Source organism: Sanguibacter antarcticus, assembly GCF_002564005.1.
Lineage (GTDB): Bacteria > Actinomycetota > Actinomycetes > Actinomycetales > Cellulomonadaceae > Sanguibacter > Sanguibacter antarcticus.
Genome location: NZ_PDJG01000001.1, coordinates 461,929 through 476,639 on the forward strand (window position 1 = coordinate 461,929; position 14,711 = coordinate 476,639).

A 14,711-nucleotide genomic window follows, 5' to 3' on the forward strand; every position below is an offset into this window, starting at 1 on the left:
TGTCTCAGGCCACCGGTCCGTCGGTGAGGCCCGACAGCATCTGGTCCCACATCCGCGTGAAGCCGGGCAGCGTCTTGGCGGTCGTGGCGACGTTCTCGACCTGGACACCGGGGACACGCAGACCGAGGATCGCGCCAGCCGTCGCCATGCGGTGGTCGTGGTAAGTGTGCACCACCCCACCGTGCAGGGGGCGGGGAGTGATGACGAGACCGTCGGACGTCTGCTCGGCCTGGCCGCCGAGCCGGGTGATCTCCGTCGCCAGGGCAGCGAGGCGGTCCGTCTCGTGACCACGGAGGTGGGCGATGCCGCGCAGCCGGGACGGTGTGGTCGCGAGAGCAGCGAGGGCGGCGATCGTCGGGGCGAGCTCGCCTGCCTCGTGGAGGTCGACGTCGAGCCCGGTGATCTCTCCGGTGCCGGTGACCGTCATGACGCCGTCGGCCAGGTGGGCGTGCCCGCCCATCGCCGTGAGGAGGTCTGCCATCATCGCGCCGGGCTGCGTGGTGCTGCTCGGCCACCCGGGCACGCGGACGGTGCCTCCGGCGACGAGCGCGGCGGCGAGGAACGGCCCGGCGTTCGAGAGGTCGGGCTCGACCCGGACGTCGCGGCCGGCGACGGTGCCTGGTCGAACCTGCCAGATCGCGGGCCGTGAGCTGTCGACGACGATCCCGGCCTCCCGCATCACAGCGACGGTCATGTCGATGTGGGGGAGGCTGGGGAGGGTCGGGCCGGTGTGCCGCAGGGTCAGGCCCTGGTCGAACCGGGCGGACGCGAGCAAGAGGCCTGAGACGAACTGGCTCGACGCAGAGGCGTCGACGTCGACCGAGCCGCCGCGCACGCTCCCGGTGCCGTGGATCGTGAAGGGGAGGAGCCCGCGTCCACCGTCGTCGATCCGGACGCTGAGCCCCCGGAGCCCGTCGAGGATCGGTGCCATCGGCCGCACCCGGGCGCCGGCGTCACCGTCGAGGGTGACCTCGCCGTCGGCGAGCGCCGCCACAGCCGGGATGAACCGCATGACTGTCCCGGCGAGCCCGCAGTCGATCGACGCATCGCCGGTGAGCGTGGCCGGGGTGATGTGCCACGTGCTGGCCTCTGCGCCCTCGGTGATCTGTGCACCCAGCGCGCGCAGCGCGCCGACCATGAGGTCCGTGTCCCGGCTGCGCAGCGCACCGCGCACCGTGCCGGGCGAGCCGGCGAGGGCCGCGAGCACGAGGTAGCGGTTGGTGAGCGACTTGGAGCCGGGGACGTCGACCTGGGCGTCGAGCTGTCCAGGTGCCGGGTCGAGGGTCGGTGCGGTCCACAGGTCTGCATCGGGTGCTGCGATCGTCATTGGCTCAGGTTATTGCACCGGGAGCGGCGCCGGGCCGGGCGACCACGCCTGCGCGGTCGGTCAGTCTGTCGCGCGCACAGCGGCGCGGCTCGCTGCGCGAGCAGCCTTCGAGTGCTCGACGCGCCAGGTGATCCCGGGACGGCCTTCGTAGTCGACGCCCGCGAGGAGGGCTGCTCCGACGGCACCGAGCCGCCTGACGAACTGCTCGGTCCGCACGGACCGTGCGACCGTCCCCGAGGTGAAGGGCTGGTCGGCGATGGCGAGCGGCACGGTGAGCAGCGCGAGGAACAGGGCCGCGGAGCGCGGTGCTCGGCCGACGGCGAGCGCTGCTCCTGCGACGACGGTCAGCCCGCCGTGGACACGGACCGCCGTCTTCACCTGGCTGTCTGTGAGGTGCGGGGCGCCGCCGACGAGCGCGGAGACCTGGTCCGCCGGGCCTCGCGCGGACTCGAGGTGCCGGCCCGGGTGGAGCGCGGCATCGAGCCCGTCGTGGATGAACCAGGTGGCGAGCAGGGGACGGGCGATCGGGCGGAGCAACATCGGAGATCTCCTCACAGCAGGCATCGTGATCAGGGTGGTGCAGACGGCTCGGGGCCGACAGGTCAGAGCGCGCCGCCAGCGGCCTGGGGCGCGTCCGTGGACTCGCCACCGTCACCGACCTGCTCGCGGGCGACGTAGTTCTCGAGGTCGAAGAGGTTGTCCACCGCACGGCGGGCGACGGTCAGCAGGGTGTTCGCCGAGGCGACCTCCTCGACCTGCTCCTTGAGGAACCACAGGAGGAACTGCTCGCCGAGCGCGTCACCTTCGGCACGCGCGGCGCGGAAGATCGCCTCGATCTGCGAGGTCACCTGCTTCTCCTGCTCGAGCGCCAGCTGGATCGGCTCGACGACGTTCGCGAAGTCGTTGCGCACCGCGCTCCCCGACGGGATCTGGACGGCGAGATCGCGGTCGAGCATGTACTGGACGATCATCATCGCGTGGTTGCGCTCTTCGATCGCCTGGCGGTAGAAGTGCGCAGCGAGCTGCGGAAGATCCTGCCTGTCGAACCACACGGCGATCGCGATGTACTGCTGGTGCGCGTCGAACTCGTGGCCGACCTGTTCGCGCAGGAGGGTGAGAAATTGGGAGTCAGCTGCTGTCGTCGTCATAGAAGAACCGTAGCGCCGAGTCGGGCTCCTGGCCGTCCGGGACGACCACTGCGTGCCTGTGGGCGGGAATGCTGGACCGACGACGGGTGTTGACGCCCTCGTGACATGCGGACTGAAAGAACGACCTGACGTGGCTGCCCCTGCTGGCGCAGCTCTGGCGCGCGCCGTGAGCGTGGGCGAGGGCCCGGTGGTGGCGCTACGCTCGGTCCTGATGACCGAGGACACGAACCGCGCTCCCCAGACCGAGGACGATGCTGCACGGACCGCACGGTTCGAGCGCGACGCTCTGGCGCACCTGGACCAGCTCTACTCGGCGGCGCTGCGGATGACCCGTAACCCCACCGATGCCGAGGATCTCGTCCAGGAGACGTTCGCGAAGGCGTTCGCTGCGTTCCACCAGTACCGGCCCGACACCAATCTCAAGGCGTGGCTGTACCGGATCCTCACCAACACGTTCATCAACAACTACCGCAAGAAGCAGCGTGAGCCGCAGCAGTCGGCGGCGGAGGACGTCGAGGACTGGCAGATCGCGCGTGCTGCCTCCCACACCTCCACCGGGCTGAGGTCGGCGGAGGCCGACGCGCTCGACCGTCTGCCGGACTCTGACGTCAAGCGGGCGCTGCAGGAGATCCCTGAGGACCGCCGGATGGCCGTCTACCTGGCCGATGTCGAGGGGTTCCCGTACAAGGAGATCGCTGAGATCATGGGTACGCCGATCGGGACAGTCATGTCGAGGCTGCACCGCGGTCGCGCCCAGCTGCGAGAGCTGCTCCGGGACTACGCAGTCGACCGTGGTTTCGTCCCCTCGGGCGAGGGCGCGACCACCGGCCGGACGACGCACGGCAAGGAGGACGCGCGGTGAGCGACGACTGCGACAACGTCATCGAGCGTCTCTTCGAGTACCTCGACTCGGAGATGACAGCGGACGATGCTGAGAAGATGCGGACCCATGTTGCCGAGTGCTCGCCGTGCCTGGCTGAGCTCGGTATCGACGAGATGGTCAAGCGGCTCTTGCGACGCTCCTGCGTCGAGCAGGCGCCAGAGTACCTGCGCCTGCGTATCCATGAGCAGATCGTCCTCTACTCGGCGGACGGTTCGCCGAGAGAGAGCTGAGCCGGGACGGCGCACGCGGTGCGACCGACGTCCGTGCGAACGACCGAGGGCCCCGATGCGTGCGCATCGGGGCCCTCGTCTGTCGCTGGCGAATCAGGCGTTGGGACGCTTGCCGTGGTTCGCTGCGTTCTTCTTACGGTCACGACGCTTGCGTCCGCGCTTGCTCATGGTGATCTCCTTGAATCAAAAGGACTGGTAGCCGCGCGTGTGGCCGCACGAGCCTCGACTCTATGATCCCACACGTCCTGGGATGCCGAGGCACGACGATGTGTGAGGTCCGTAGCGGGTGACCCGGCGGGCGGGTCCTCAAGTCCGGACGGTGCGTGCCGATAACACTGGCGTGAGCGAACAGATCCAGTCCGTCATCCCGCTACTCCACGCCCTGGCCAGCACCGGTGCGTCTGACCTGCACTGCAAGGTCGGATCGTCACCCCGGGTCCGGGTGGACGGTCGCCTGCGCAAGCTCCAGACCCCGTCGCTCGAGCCCGCCGACACGGTGAACATGCTCTCGGAGGTGCTCCCCGACGACTACATCGAGGACTTCGAGCGCTCCCACGAGGCGGACTTCGCCTTCCAGCTCGACGAGGTGGGTCGTTTCCGGGTGAACGCATACCAGGCTCGCGGGCACGTCGGTCTCGTCTTCCGGCGGGTGACGGAGGGCACCCTCTCCATCGCCGAGCTCGGGCTTCCCGAGGTCGTGGGAGAGCTGTCGCTCGAACCTCGTGGCCTCGTCCTCGTCACAGGGCCGACAGGCTCGGGCAAGACGACGACGCTGGCGTCGATGGTCGACCTCATCAACACGCTCCGCGAGGTGAACATCATCTCGATCGAGGACCCCATCGAGGTCCTGCACACGGACAAGAAGGCGATCATCTCCCAGCGTGAGGTGCGTCAGGACACCGCGGACTTCGGTTCGGCGCTGCGCGCAGCGATGCGCCAAGACCCGGACGTCATCCTCGTCGGAGAGATGCGCGACGCCGAGACCGTCAAGGCGGCTCTCCAAGCGGCAGAGACCGGGCACTTCGTCATGTCGACCCTCCACACGATCGACGCGCAGGAGACGATCAACCGGATCATCGACTTCTTCCCGCCGCACGAGCAGACCCAGGTCCGCACCGCGCTCGCGCAGTCGTTGCGCGGTATCGTCTCTCAGCGCCTCGTCCGGCGAGCCGACGGGGGTGGGCGCCGCGTCGTCACCGAGGTCCTCGTCAACACTGGGCGGACCGCGGAAGCGATCGTCAACCCTCAGGACAGCCCGCCCCTGCTCGATCTCATCAAGGACGGCGAGTACTACAAGATGCAGACGTTCGACCAGCACCTGTTCGACCTCGTCCGTGACGAGGTCATCACGTACGACGAGGCGTGCGGGGCGTCGACGAACCCTCAAGACCTCACGGTGGAGCTGCGGGCCGCCGGCATCATCTCGTAGTCCAGGCGGCTGTCTGCTCCGACTTTGTCGTGGTCGCCAGGCCGTCTAGCGTGTGTACCACCCGACACGAGGAGTGCACATGCGCAACGAGACCTGGGTGATCGCCGCACCGCGGCTCATCACCACCATGATCGCCTCCGACGCTCTCGACGCGGCGGCGTCTGGGGAGACGACCTTCGGCGCAGGACCGGGACCGGTCTCGGTGGTGTCCGCCTCCGTGAACGCGGGGTCCGTCCGTGTCGAGGTCTGGGACCGGCTGGACGTCGAGCTCGAGGTGCTCACTGTCTCTGACCGTCCGCTCGTCGCATCGTTGTCGAACGACGAGCTCCAGGTGTCGTACGAGTTCTCCGGCATCGAAGGGCTCGTAGACAGGGTCAAGGGCCTGCGCGACAAGGACTCGGCGGACATCGTGCTGCGCGTCCCGCACGGAGCAGCTGTGAAGGTCACCTCGCTCCGGGCGAGCGTGAGCCTGGAGGGCGTGGACGGACCGATCACGGTGAGCTCTGTCGACGGGCCCGTGGAGATCAACGGAGCCGGCGCACCTGTGAACGTCTCGACGGTCGCCGGAGCAGTCCGCGTGACCGAGCATCGTGGCGCGGTCAATGTCAAGACCGGCACGGGACGGATCGAGGTGGGTGGTCAGCTCACACGCGCTGAGGTCAACACCGTCTCGGGTCCGGTCGCGGTGCGTGCGGGGACTCGCGCGAGCCTCATCACGGCGAAGACCGTCTCGTCGACGGTGGCGCTCCACCTGCCGGACGGGGTCGGTGTCGACCTGCACGCGAGGTCGGTCTCCGGCAGCGTCCTGCTCGACGGGGCGAGCCTCAAGCGCCCGGGCGCGCGGACCGCGCTCGTCGACCATGTCGAGCCGGACGCGACGACGTTCCTCTCGACGAGCACCATCTCGGGCGACGTGGTCATCTCCCGCGGACAGTGACCGTCGGAGGGCGCTCGCTGCACGGGACCAGGCCGGTGCGGTCGTCGGGCTGAGGCGAGGTGCGACCGGACAAGGTCAGACGTCGTCGTCGGGGAGGCCGAGCCACCGGGCCCAGCCGGTGTGGAGCACGAGCCATGCCATGAGGCCGTAGCCGGCCTGGCCCGGGTACGTCGTGCCGCCCGCGGCGAGGTCGGCGAGCCACTGCTCGTGGTTGACCAACGGAGTGAACGTGTCGACGTAGGGGACGCGTCGACGGTTCGCCACGTCGGCGAACGCGGTGGAGAGCTCGCCGATCCGGTCGCGTTCGTGGTCGGCGCCCGGAGGCGGACCGACGACGAACGCCGGGATCCGACGGTCGTCGGCGACGTCGAGGATGTTGGCCAGGTTGAGACGGCTCCGCGCGACGGTGAGCCCGGCAGCGACATCCGCGCGCCCGAGGGCGACGACGATACGGTGATCGATGCGAGGATCGTTGAACGCTCGGCGGTTGAACTCACCCTCCCAGCGTGCGCTCAGTGCTGTGGTGGTCTCGCCGGGCACCGCCAGCGGGAAGATCATCGTCAAGAGCGGCGAGCGTGTCCGTGCGCTCACGCGTCCGAGCCATCCGAGACCCTTCGGATCGCCGACCCCCGCAGCGAGCTCGTCGCCGACCACGCAGATGCGCAGCTGGTCAGGTGCGGGGGTGGTCACGGTGGCTCCCGTTCAGTTCGAGCACGGCCGGGCGTCCGACGGGAGCGCCCTGACCAATTCTCGGACAGTCAGACGCCAGCGGGGTACCGCAACACGCCGAAGCGCGCCACGATACCCCGCAGGTGCGGATGAAGTGTTCCCCTCAGCGGGCGAACGCCCGCTCGACGATCTCAGCCTGCTCGGCCTGGTGCTTCTTCGCAGAACCTGCCGCCGGTGACGCTGACGCGCTGCGGGAGACGACCCGGATCGGGCGCCCGATCGCCTCGGGAGCGTTGAGCGCGACGAACGGCCATGCCCCTTGGTTCTCCGGCTCGTCCTGCACCCACACGACCTCGGCGTTGCCGAACGGCGCGAGCGCCTCGTTGAGCGCGGCGCCCTCGAGGGGGTAGAGCTGCTCGAGCCGGAGGATCGCTGTGCGCGTGTCGCCGGACTTCTCTCGGTGCGCCACGAGGTCGTAGTAGACCTTTCCGGCGCAGATGAGGACGCGGTCGAACGCGTCGCCGCGGGTCGCGCGGGCTGCGGCGGCATCGTCACCGATGACCTCGCGGAACGTGCCGCTGGTGAAGTCCTCGGGAGCGGACGCCGCGGCCTTGAGACGCAGCATCGACTTCGGTGTCATGACGACGAGCGGTCGGCGCGGACGGGCGTAGGCCTGTCGACGCAGGAGGTGGAAGTGCGACGCCGGGGTGCTCGGGAAGGCGACCGTGAGGTTGTCCTCCGCGCACATCTGCAGGAAGCGCTCGACACGTGCCGACGAGTGGTCGGGTCCCTGACCTTCGTAGCCGTGGGGCAGGAGGAGCACGACCGAGGAGTTCTGGCCCCACTTCTGCTCGGCAGAGGAGATGAACTCGTCGATGATGGTCTGGGCACCGTTGACGAAGTCGCCGAACTGCGCCTCCCAGAGCACGAGGGCGTCTGGCCGCTCGACGGAGTATCCGTACTCGAAGCCGAGGGCTGCGTACTCGCTGAGAGAGGAGTCGTAGACCCAGAACTTGCCCTGGTCCCCGGACAGGTAGAGCAGCGGCGTCCACTCAGCACCGGTCTCGCGGTCGTGCATGACCGCGTGACGCTGCACGAAGGTGCCGCGGCGCGAGTCCTGACCGGCGAGGCGGACAGGCGTGCCTTCCATGAGGAGCGAGCCGAACGCGAGGATCTCGCCGTAACCCCAGTCGATACCCCCCTCGCTCGACATCGCGGCGCGCTTCTCGAGGAGCTGGCCCAGCTTCGGGTGGACGGTGAAGCCTTCGGGCGGGTTGATGTGCGCGTGGCCGATGCGGTCGAGCACGGACTGCGTCGTCGACGTGGTCCAGCCGACCATGGTGCCGGCGTCTGCGCGCTGCGACTCGGGTCGTTCGAGACCGGAGACCGGCTCGGAGTCGGCGGGCGGTGTGAAACCGCCCTCCCGGGTCTCGGTGAAGACCCGCTCGAGCTGCGTCTGGTAGTCCTGGAGGACCTGCTCGGCCTCGTCGACGCTGATGTCGCCTCGGGCGACGAGGTTCTCCGTGTAGAGCTTGCGCACGGAACGCTTGGCCGCGATGAGGTTGTACATGAGCGGCTGGGTCATCGAGGGGTCGTCGCCCTCGTTGTGGCCACGGCGTCGGTAGCAGATCATGTCGATGATGACGTCACGGTCGAACTGCTCGCGGAACTCGAACGCGAGCTGCGCGACACGGACGACGGCCTCGGGGTCGTCGCCGTTGACATGGAAGATCGGGACCTGCAGGCCCTTGGCGACGTCCGTGCAGTAGAGGGTCGAGCGAGACGAGGAGGGACCTGTGGTGAACCCGACCTGGTTGTTGATGATGACGTGGATCGTCCCGCCGGTGCGGTAGCCGCGCAGCTGCGACAGGTTGAGCGTCTCGGTGACGACCCCCTGTCCGGCGAACGCAGCGTCACCGTGGATGAGGATCGGCAGGACGGAGAACCCGTCGCCGCCGAGGTCGATCCGGTCCTGCTTGGCGCGGACGATGCCTTCGAGCACGGGGTCGACAGCCTCGAGGTGCGAGGGGTTGGCAGCGAGGTACACCTTGGTGCGGGCGCCGGTCTCGGAGGTGAAGGTGCCCTCCGTCCCGAGGTGGTATTTCACGTCACCGGAGCCCTGGACGCTCTTCGGGTCCTGGTTGCCCTCGAACTCCGCGAAGATCTGCGCGTAGCTCTTGCCGGCGATGTTCGACAAGATGTTGAGCCGACCACGGTGGGCCATGCCGATGCAGACCTCGTCGAGCCCCTTGTCGGCTGCCTCGGAGAGGACGGCGTCGAGCAGGGCGATGACGGACTCGCCGCCCTCGAGGGAGAAACGCTTCTGGCCGACGAACTTCGTCTGGAGGAAGGTCTCGAAGGCTTCAGCAGCGTTGAGCCGACGCAGGATGCGGAGCTGCTCCTCGCGGGGCGTGCGCTCGTAGCCGGCCTCGAGCCGGGACTGCAGCCACTTGCGCTGCGTGCGGTCAGCGAGGTGCATGTACTCGGCACCGATGCTGCGGCAGTAGGAGTCGCGCAGCAGCCCGAGGATGTCGCGCAGCGTCGCCTTCGGCTTGCTCCCGAAGCTGCTCGTCGGGAAGACGCGGTCGAGGTCCCAGAGCGTGAGGCCGTGGGTCTGCACGTCGAGGTCCGGGTGCTTGCGCTGGCGGTAGGCGAGCGGGTCCGTGTCGGCCATGAGGTGACCGCGTGAGCGGTAGGAGTGGATGAGCTCGGCGATGCGGGCAGGCTTGGCCGCTTCGGCGTCGGCGTCGATGGTGTTGTCACGGACCCAGCGCACGGGCTCGTACGGGACGCGCAGCGACGCGAAGATCCTGTCGTAGAAGCCGTCCTCACCGAGGAGCTTGACGCCGAGGATCCGCAGGAAGTCGCCCGACTGGGCGCCCTGGATGATCCGGTGGTCGTACGTCGAGGTGATGGTGAGCACCTTGGCGATCGCCATCCGGGAGAGCTGCTCGAGCGATGCACCGGCGAACTCGGCGGGGTAGTCCATCGCGCCAACGCCGATGATCGTTCCCTGCCCCTGCATGAGGCGCGGCACGGAGTGCACGGTGCCGATGGTGCCGGGGTTGGTCAAGGAGATCGTCGTTCCCTGGAAGTCCTCGACCGTGAGCTTGTTGTTGCGCGCTCGTCGGACGACGTCCTCGTACGCGGACCAGAACTGCGAGAAGTCCATCGACTCGGCGCGCTTGATGCTCGGCACGAGGAGCTGGCGGGTGCCGTCTGGCTTGGCGAGGTCGATCGCGAGGCCGAGGTTCACGTGCGCCGGCGTGACCACGGCGGGCTTGTCGGCGAGCAAGGTGTAGGCAGAGTTCATCGCTGGCATCTCGGCGAGCGCCTCGACGAGGGCGAAGCCGATGAGGTGCGTGAAGGAGATCTTTCCGCCGCGACCACGGATGAGGTGGTTGTTGATGACGATGCGGTTGTCCACCATGAGCTTGGCGGGGATCGCGCGGACCGACGTCGCGGTCGGGACGCCGAGGCTCGACTCCATGTTCGTCACCACGCGGGCTGCCGGGCCGCGGAGCTTTTGTACGTCGTCGTCGGCCGTAGAGACGGGCGTGGACGTCCGGGTCGCAGCGACCTCGGCGTAGGGCGCCGTCGCAGGCTGGGCGGTGGCGACCGGCGGCGCGGTGGGCGAGTCTGCGTGGATCGGTGCGGCCTGGTCGGCCGCGATCTGCACGTCCTGCGCCTGGCGGGTCGCCTGCGGTCCGTGCGACGAGCCGGCCGGCGCCTCCTTCGCTGGGGCGGGCACGGGAGCGGGAGCGCTGGGCGTGGGAGTCACAGGTGTGGGGCCGTCCGTCGGGGCTGTGCTCGGGCGCTTGCCGGAAGAGGCGCTCCCAGAGCGTGGGGCCTGCGGGGCAGGCGGGGTTGTCTCGGTGGTGCTGGGCGACGACGCCGGCGCTGGGCTCGTCGCGGCAGCGGTGCGCGGTGCACCGTTCTGGGGCGTCGAGCCGGATGCTGAACCGTCCGGCTCGTATCCCTCGAAGAACTCCCACCAGGCGGGATCTACCGCGTTCTTGTCCTGGAGATACTGCTCGTACAACTCGTCGACCAGCCACTCGTTCGCACCGAAGACGGCACGCACAGCGCTGGTCGATTCTGATTCAGCACTCGAAGACACGCTGAAATCGCCCACTTTCACCACGGATCACAGCCGCTCTATGCGGTCTTGGACTGTCTCAGCCTAGGGCCTAAAGACCTAGACGCGGGACCGAAGTCGCCCGAATCGCCCATCGACTTCGGGCGATTCTGACCACAGTTCTGCTAGAGGCAAACCGTGGGCAACGGGAGCCTGCTGATCGTCCAAAGGGGGCCTGTGGTTCCCCTCGGCCGAGTATGGCGTCAGCGGGTCAGCCTGCGTCCTTGCGCAGGCTGGTGGCCGCGCCGACCGCCGCGAGCACGAGCGCGTAGAGGGCGAGCAGCGCGAGCCCGCCGACCCAGGGGAGGAGGTTGCCCATGCCCATCGCGCTGTAGACGCTGCCACCGGTGATCGCCTCGCCGGCGGCGCCGGGCAGGTAGGCGACGACCGTCGATCCGAGGTCGCCCGCGGTCGTGAGCAGCAGGCGCACGACGGGCTCGAGGAACTGCGTATAGACGAGGACGACGACGATCGCCGCGACCTGGTTCGTGATGAGCGAGCCGAGCCCGACGCCGAGGACCCCCCAGACCGTCAGCGCCAGGACCGAGCGTCCGACGAGCGTCCACGTGTCCGGGTCTCCGAGGAGCGTCGGGTGTCCCGTGGCGGCCAGCACGCCAGCACCCGCCCCGACGGTGCACAGCGTCGCTACGGCACCGAAGAGCGCCCCGACGCCTGCCCCGAGGAGGAGCTTGGCCACGAGGACCTTGAGCCGGTCAGGCTCTGCGAGGAAGGTCGGGGTGATCGTGTTGTGACGGTACTCCCCGGTGATCGAGAGGGCTCCGACGATGACGGGGAACACGTAGCCGAAGGCAGCCGCGACCCCGTAGACGGAGGAGCGCACTGTCTCGGGCGTGATCGCCGTCGGCGCGTCCTGGGCCCCCGACCCGTCGGGGGAGATCGTCAGGGTGAGCGCGAGCATCCCACCGAGAAAGGCCATGTACACAGCAGTCGCCAGGAGGAGGATCCACCACAGGCGCGTCGTGACGAGCTTGCGGTACTCGCTCCGGAGCAGGGCGTTCATGAGGCTTTCCCGAGGGTCGCGGGCGTGGTGGCCGACTGTGGTCCCGGGGGGACCTCGACCATGCGCAGGAAGGTCTCCTCGAGGGTCTGTGACCTGTCTGCGAGACCGTGCACCTCGAGTCCTGCCGTGAAGGCCGCGGCTCCTGCGTCGGCGGCGGTGACGTTCTCGATCTCGATCGTCCTGCCGTCGGCCGATCGGTTCGTCGCGGACCAAGACATCTGTGCGACGAGCCGCTCGAGGCCGGGGGCGTCGGGGGACATGAGCGTGATCCGCGGCACCGAGAGTGCCCCGAGCGCCTCCATGGAGGAGGAGTGCACGAGACGCCCTCTCGCGATGATGACGACGTCGTCGACCGACTGCTGCACCTCGGTGAGCATGTGCGACGAGACGAGGACGGTCCGTCCCTCGCCTGCGAGGAAGCGCAGGAACCCACGCAACCATCGGATGCCCTCCGGGTCGAGCCCGTTCGACGGCTCGTCGAGGAGCAGGACCCGGGGGTCGCCGAGCAAGGTTGTCGCGAGACCGAGGCGCTGGCGCATCCCGAGGGAGTACGTCCCTGCCCGTCGCTCGGCCGCAGCGCCGAGCCCGACGAGGTCGAGGACCTCTGCGCACCGCGCGTCGGAGGCTCCCGCGAGCGGGGCGTAGGTCCGCAGGTTGTCGAGGCCGGTCCTGCCAGGGTGGAAGCTCGTCGCCTCGAGCGCAGCGCCGACGGTGTTCAGCGGCGAGGCGAGGTCGCGGTAGCTCTGGCCGGAGATCGTCGCGGTCCCGGCGGTCGGTGCGGTGAGCCCGAGGACCATCCGCAGCGTGGTGGTCTTGCCCGAGCCGTTGGGGCCGAGAAAGCCGGTGACGCGGCCGGGCGTGACGTCGAACGAGAGGTCGTCGACGGCGCGCACCGTCCCGAAGCACTTCGTGAGCCCGCGGACCGAGACGACCCCGTCTGTGAGAGCTGATTCCTGCGCGGTGGGAGCCATGCACGACACCGTAGCGCGTCTCAGCGAGCGTCGTCGGGCGGCTCGTGGGCGGGGTCGGACAGGTGTGGTTGGGGGAGCGTGATCCGCATCGTCGCGCCCTCCGGGGTGTCAGCGACCTCGACCGTGCCGCCGTGCAGATCGACAGCCCAGCGGACGATCGCCAGCCCGATGCCTGTCCCGCCGGAGCCCGCAGCGGTCGTGTGGGAGCTCCCGGCACCACGGGCGAAGCGCTCGAAGATCCGCTGCCGGTCTGCCTTGGCGATGCCAGGCCCGGAGTCGGACACGTCGACGATGACGCAGTCGCGTCCGGCCCGTGCGTGGACGACGACGTCTCCGGCGAACGGAGAGTGCCGGATCGCGTTCTGCAAGAGGTTGACGAGGATCTGCCGCAGTCGCTCAGGGTCGGCTTCGAAGACCAGGCCGGACGGCTCGACGTCGACGACGAACGCGAGCTGCTTGCCGGCCTCGAGCGTCGAGACCGAGTCGATGGTGTCCTCGAGGAAGGCCCGGGCGTCGAGGACGGTGATGTTGAGGTCCGCAGCACCCGCCTCGATCCGGGACAGATCGAGCAGGTACGTGATGAGGCGGGTGAGTCGCTCGGTCTGCGTGAGCGCCGTCTGCATCGTGGCAGGCGTCGGCTCGACCACGCCGTCGACGAGGTTCTCGAGCTGCGCCTGGAGAGCGGCCACAGGCGTCCTCAGCTCGTGCGAGACGTTGGCGATGAGCTCGCGCCGGACGCGGTCGGAGGAGTCCAGGTCCTCCGCCATGATGTTGAACGCGGTGGCGAGCTGACCGACCTCGTCCCGGCTGGTGGCCTGGACGCGCCGCGAGTAGTCGCCCTCGGACATCGACCGCGCTGCGGCGGTCATCTCGCGCAGGGGGGACGTCATCCCCTTCGCGAGGATCATGGTGAACAGCATGGACATGATGATCGCGAGCGGGAACGTCCTCGTCGGGCCGAGGGTGTTGCGCAGCCCGAGCCACGTGATGAACGCTGCGAGGGTCACGGACGCGACGACGAGGATCGCGAGCTTGATCTTGAGCGAGCGGAAGCGATCGAGCGGGCGGACGTCTGGCAGGTGCGGACGCAGCGGGCGCGCACGCCGCACAGGGGTCGTCGTCCCGTCTCGCTCGGGCATGACCATGTGGGTCAGGCTCCGTTCGGCGGCTCGAACGCGTACCCGACCCCGTGCACCGTGCGGATGAGGTCTGGGCCGAGCTTGCGGCGCAGCGCCTTGATGTGCGAGTCCACGGTCCGGGTGCCGCTGGCGTCCGCCCAGTCCCAGACCTCGGCGAGGAGACGTTCGCGGGTCTGCACCGTCTTGGGCGAGCTCGCGAGCATGACGAGCAGCTCGAACTCTGTCGGCGTGAGGTGGATCTCCTCGCCTGCGCGGTGCACGCGCCGCTGCGCCCGGTCGATGACGACGTCGCCGATCGTCATCGGCGGCTCGGCGGCACCGGCCGTCGTGGACTGCGCAGCGCGGTCGACCCGGCGCAGCAGAGCCTTGAGCCGCGCGACGAGCTCTCGCATAGAGAAGGGCTTCGTCATGTAGTCGTCGGCTCCGACACCCAGCCCGATGAGCATGTCCGTCTCGTCGTCGCGTGCCGTGAGCATGAGGATCGGGACGGGGCGCTCGGCCTGGATGCGGCGGCAGACCTCGAGGCCGTCGATGCCGGGGAGCATGACGTCGAGCACGACGGCGTCCGGCTGGAGCCTGCTCGCGGCCTCTACTCCGCTGAGACCGTCGCGGGCGACCTCCGTCCGCCATCCCTCGGCCGTGAGCCGTTGAGCTATCGCGGTCGCGATCGCGGGCTCGTCCTCGACGACGAGGATGGTCGCTCCGACGGCGGGCGTCCCGCCCTGAAGTGATGCGGTCGCTTGCATGAACACACAATCCCACATCCGTGACCCGTCTGCGTCAGCCCGAGGGCGGATCCCGTGGAGGTCCGGCGAAGGA

Annotated in this window: 14 protein-coding genes; 4 read left to right on the top strand and 10 right to left on the bottom strand. The window is 69.1% G+C overall.

Annotated elements, in window-relative coordinates:
* Nucleotides 1-4 precede the first annotated feature (4 nt).
* The 3 genes from aroA to ATL42_RS02085 form a co-directional block, all read right to left on the bottom strand.
* Nucleotides 5-1,327 carry a 3-phosphoshikimate 1-carboxyvinyltransferase gene (gene aroA, locus ATL42_RS02075; RefSeq protein WP_098453934.1) on the bottom strand — a complete coding sequence of 441 codons (1,323 nt, stop codon included), beginning with the start codon at nt 1,325-1,327 and terminating at the stop codon, nt 5-7.
* 60 nt (nt 1,328-1,387) lie between these two features.
* Nucleotides 1,388-1,867 (bottom strand): DoxX family membrane protein, encoded by a 480-nt coding sequence (locus ATL42_RS02080; protein WP_098453935.1) that lies wholly within the window; start codon nt 1,865-1,867, stop codon nt 1,388-1,390.
* 62 nt (nt 1,868-1,929) lie between these two features.
* Nucleotides 1,930-2,475: a ferritin gene (locus ATL42_RS02085; protein WP_098453936.1), complete on the bottom strand. Its 546-nt coding sequence runs from the start codon at nt 2,473-2,475 to the stop codon at nt 1,930-1,932.
* A 52-nt stretch (nt 2,476-2,527) separates the two neighbouring features.
* On the opposite strand from ATL42_RS02085, the gene ATL42_RS02090 reads away from it, so the two are divergent.
* Entirely contained in the window at nt 2,528-3,337 is an 810-nt protein-coding gene (locus ATL42_RS02090; protein ID WP_425443174.1) for a sigma-70 family RNA polymerase sigma factor, read from the top strand.
* A complete protein-coding gene (gene rsrA, locus ATL42_RS02095) occupies nt 3,334-3,588 on the top strand; it encodes a mycothiol system anti-sigma-R factor (RefSeq protein WP_098453937.1) in 255 nt (84 codons plus the stop codon). Before ATL42_RS02090 ends, rsrA begins: the two co-directional genes overlap by 4 nt.
* Nucleotides 3,589-3,681: 93 nt before the next feature.
* Here rsrA and ATL42_RS16940 read toward each other — a convergent pair whose 3' ends face one another.
* Nucleotides 3,682-3,756, bottom strand: a complete 75-nt coding sequence (locus ATL42_RS16940) for a 50S ribosomal protein bL37 (RefSeq protein WP_098456258.1) — start codon at nt 3,754-3,756, stop codon at nt 3,682-3,684.
* Between the two features lie 172 nt (nt 3,757-3,928).
* Between ATL42_RS16940 and ATL42_RS02105 the strand changes: the two genes are divergently transcribed.
* Both ATL42_RS02105 and ATL42_RS02110 read left to right on the top strand, forming a co-directional pair.
* Nucleotides 3,929-5,017 (top strand): type IV pilus twitching motility protein PilT, encoded by a 1,089-nt coding sequence (locus ATL42_RS02105; RefSeq protein ID WP_098453938.1) that lies wholly within the window; start codon nt 3,929-3,931, stop codon nt 5,015-5,017.
* 79 nt (nt 5,018-5,096) lie between these two features.
* A complete protein-coding gene (locus tag ATL42_RS02110) occupies nt 5,097-5,954 on the top strand; it encodes a DUF4097 family beta strand repeat-containing protein (protein ID WP_098453939.1) in 858 nt (285 codons plus the stop codon).
* Nucleotides 5,955-6,029: 75 nt separating this feature from the next.
* Here ATL42_RS02110 and ATL42_RS02115 read toward each other — a convergent pair whose 3' ends face one another.
* From ATL42_RS02115 to ATL42_RS02140, 6 genes are all read right to left on the bottom strand, one after another.
* Nucleotides 6,030-6,644: a GDSL-type esterase/lipase family protein gene (locus ATL42_RS02115; protein ID WP_098453940.1), complete on the bottom strand. Its 615-nt coding sequence runs from the start codon at nt 6,642-6,644 to the stop codon at nt 6,030-6,032.
* 142 nt (nt 6,645-6,786) lie between these two features.
* Entirely contained in the window at nt 6,787-10,743 is a 3,957-nt protein-coding gene (locus ATL42_RS02120; RefSeq protein ID WP_098453941.1) for a multifunctional oxoglutarate decarboxylase/oxoglutarate dehydrogenase thiamine pyrophosphate-binding subunit/dihydrolipoyllysine-residue succinyltransferase subunit, read from the bottom strand.
* Nucleotides 10,744-10,972: 229 nt separating this feature from the next.
* On the bottom strand, nt 10,973-11,782 hold the full coding sequence (locus ATL42_RS02125) for an ABC transporter permease (protein ID WP_098453942.1): 810 nt from the start codon (nt 11,780-11,782) through the stop codon (nt 10,973-10,975).
* Nucleotides 11,779-12,753, bottom strand: coding sequence for an ABC transporter ATP-binding protein (locus tag ATL42_RS02130; RefSeq protein WP_098453943.1), 975 nt, complete (start codon nt 12,751-12,753; stop codon nt 11,779-11,781). The genes ATL42_RS02125 and ATL42_RS02130 overlap by 4 nt, the downstream gene beginning before the upstream one ends.
* A gap of 20 nt (nt 12,754-12,773) precedes the next feature.
* Nucleotides 12,774-13,898 (bottom strand): HAMP domain-containing sensor histidine kinase, encoded by a 1,125-nt coding sequence (locus tag ATL42_RS02135; RefSeq protein WP_425443176.1) that lies wholly within the window; start codon nt 13,896-13,898, stop codon nt 12,774-12,776.
* A 5-nt stretch (nt 13,899-13,903) separates the two neighbouring features.
* Nucleotides 13,904-14,638 (bottom strand): response regulator transcription factor, encoded by a 735-nt coding sequence (locus ATL42_RS02140; protein WP_098456260.1) that lies wholly within the window; start codon nt 14,636-14,638, stop codon nt 13,904-13,906.
* Nucleotides 14,639-14,711: the final 73 nt, after the last annotated feature.